Genomic DNA, 2,569 nt, shown 5'->3' with positions numbered 1-2,569 from the left:
GGTCGTATGCCTTCGCTTCGCCGCCGAACTTCTTCGTCAGAACCGTCGTGATCGCTGCCGTCAGCGTCGTCTTGCCGTGGTCAACGTGACCAATCGTACCAACGTTCACGTGCGGCTTGGTCCGCTCAAATTTACCCTTGGCCATTTTCGACTCCCAGAAGGAATTTCACAGGTTGCGCCGCGCGCAAACAAGACACTGACTTTTTACTGCTGGTGCCCATGGGCAGGATCGAACTGCCGACCTCTCCCTTACCAAGGGAGTGCTCTACCACTGAGCCACATGGGCGCTTTACGCTTCAACTTCGCGGTCTGGAGCGGGTGAAGGGAATCGAACCCTCGTCGTAAGCTTGGAAGGCTTCTGCTCTACCATTGAGCTACACCCGCACGGGCCACAAACGATTCCTTACCGCTCACTGCGCTGATAATCTTGGTGGAGGAGGTTGGATTCGAACCAACGTAGGCGTAAGCCAACAGATTTACAGTCTGCCCCCTTTAGCCACTCGGGCACCCCTCCGTAGAGAACTGACGATTATGGGGGTGCATCGCACTTCTGTCAAGCGGATCCGGAAGATTATTTTTACTCTCTTCCCGACGCCTGCCCGACCATCGATCTCCCGCCCTTGCCCGGCTAAGGCAAGCATGGGTGCTGCTGATCAATGCCACATCTTCGTCAGACTCCGCCCCCAGCGTCGATCTGCATCTACGCTGAAAACGAAAGACCACCATCATACGACCTCTTACGCACTCTGCCAAGCGGGTAAACGAAAAATTTCCGCAAATTTCGTGCCGAGTGGATGCGTTGATATGTCCCCGATACTTTGAGGGATATCGCGTCCAATCTCACCGGTTGTCTGACCGGACCTGCGGGGGATGACGTGACGAGGCTTTCAGGCGTTTTCCAGCAGCTGCATCGGATCCTGCGGCCACGGCTACCGACAGGAAGAGGCGGGCGCGACACCGACCCTAGCCGACTTCAGCCACGGCCGCGACACCATCGCAGGCCAGCTGCCCGCCTCCGGTTCCGATCCTCATGCGCCTGCTTGCCCTTGCGATGACCTTCACGGCTTTGACCGCGCATGCCGCGGGTCCGTCGGATGCCTGGTGTCGCTCGGGCACGATCACCAGGCTCCGCTATCAGGCACTGCCGACAGCCACGCCCCGGGACGCAGCGCGGCAGCTTCATTGCTCGTCGCATATGACCGAATGAAACCCGCGCTCGATGCCGGGTGCCTCGGTTCGGCACACGTCGGTTTCGTTGGGGCGTCGCGCTGAGCAAGATGCAATCGCCTATGCGTGGCTGCTCAACGATGCGTCGACGTACCTCGTCGGCGCAGGCGATAGTGCGTCAGAAGGTGAGTCCGGCGGCCCAGCCTGAAGCGACGCATTGCAGCCACTACTCGGCGATGATATGCGGTCCCGCCTGGGGCCTGCCCGCAGGCTTGTCGACGCGATCTCGGCGAGCATTCTGCAATGTGCCACCCACTCCTTCGCCATCATGCAAGCCGACCAACGTCAGCATCTGGTTGGCCTACCGCAGCGAATCCACGGCATACGCATGACGTCCCGCATGCTCGGACGATGCCCACGTCGTGCAGCTGAACGCTAGTACCTGCGCACGATTCGACTCCGGCGCGTTCTCCGCTCCGCATCCATCCGACGACGACGGAAAGCTGGCGTGCGACATCCAGTCTTCGACATCGACTGCTCGTTGCCCGGCGTTGGTCGTGCTAACCCGAAATCAAGGCAGGAACAGGACCCGCCAGTTTCCGCCGGGCAATGGCTCCGCACTCTGGGATCCCAGTACCGCATGCACGGCGCGATCGACCAGCATCGACGCCGGCGGCAAGCACTTCGCGTTATGGGTAAGGGCGAGACTGCTTTGGCGGCACGGCCCATTCACTCATCGAAGAAATCGATGCGGTGCGAGACGGGCAGCCCGTGCTCGTCAAAAGGAACAGCGCGGATTTCTGATGCTATCGGGTCGACGAACTCGCGGACGCAGGTTCGCGCTAGCAGCGCCCATGTCCATCCGGTGGGTTACAAGCCGACTTGAGCGAAGATGCAACCAATTGAGCCACAAACAACCCTGGATGGCTACAAAATGAGATTCGCGGCACGATTCGATTTCGTCCGCTCGATGGGCATCAGCCACTCGGCGCGCGCAGCGAGAACGCGCCAAACGTCCGATAGAGGGCCCCGTTGCCCCGCATGCCGAGGGCTCGTTGTGGTGACGGGGGCCGCGAACATGCTTGATAGGCACGAAATTGCAATAGTGACTTTGAATGTGGGTTTCAGCCGACGCCAGCTACGCGTGAGGGACCAACTCGATCGGCTTGATCAGTAGCGCAGCGCTGCGAGCTCTCAGGAACGGCAGGTGGCTGAATCGACGTATTCGGCGCCTGGATATGGCCAGGCCATCCACTCCGCGCCCCATGCATTTCCGCCGCGCCAATGCAAAAACCCCCGCCTTTCGGGCGGGGGTTTCTGGCTTAGGGAGCCTGACGATTACCTACTTTCACACGGGAATCCGCACTATCATCGGCGTAGAGTCGTTTCACGGTCCTGTTCG

At 60.2% G+C, this 2,569-nt stretch carries 1 protein-coding gene and 3 tRNA genes; all 4 read right to left on the bottom strand.

The genetic code is table 11. The features are described 5' to 3' along the window. Positions 1 to 145 (bottom strand): GTP-binding protein (locus tag LGM89_RS37005; protein ID WP_234037674.1); only part of this gene is annotated, 145 nt, incomplete at its 3' end. 66 nt (positions 146 to 211) lie between these two features. After that, positions 212 to 286, bottom strand: a tRNA-Thr gene (locus tag LGM89_RS37000). Positions 287 to 310: 24 nt separating this feature from the next. Further along, a tRNA-Gly gene (locus tag LGM89_RS36995) sits at positions 311 to 384 on the bottom strand. Between the two features lie 44 nt (positions 385 to 428). After that, positions 429 to 514 (bottom strand) — tRNA-Tyr (locus LGM89_RS36990). Between the last annotated feature and the right edge of the window lie 2,055 nt (positions 515 to 2,569).

It is taken from the genome of Burkholderia sp. AU31624 (assembly GCF_020420065.1).
GTDB lineage: Bacteria > Pseudomonadota > Gammaproteobacteria > Burkholderiales > Burkholderiaceae > Burkholderia.
Note: the sequence above shows the minus strand (reverse complement) of the source record. Positions and strands in the feature narration are given on the sequence as shown.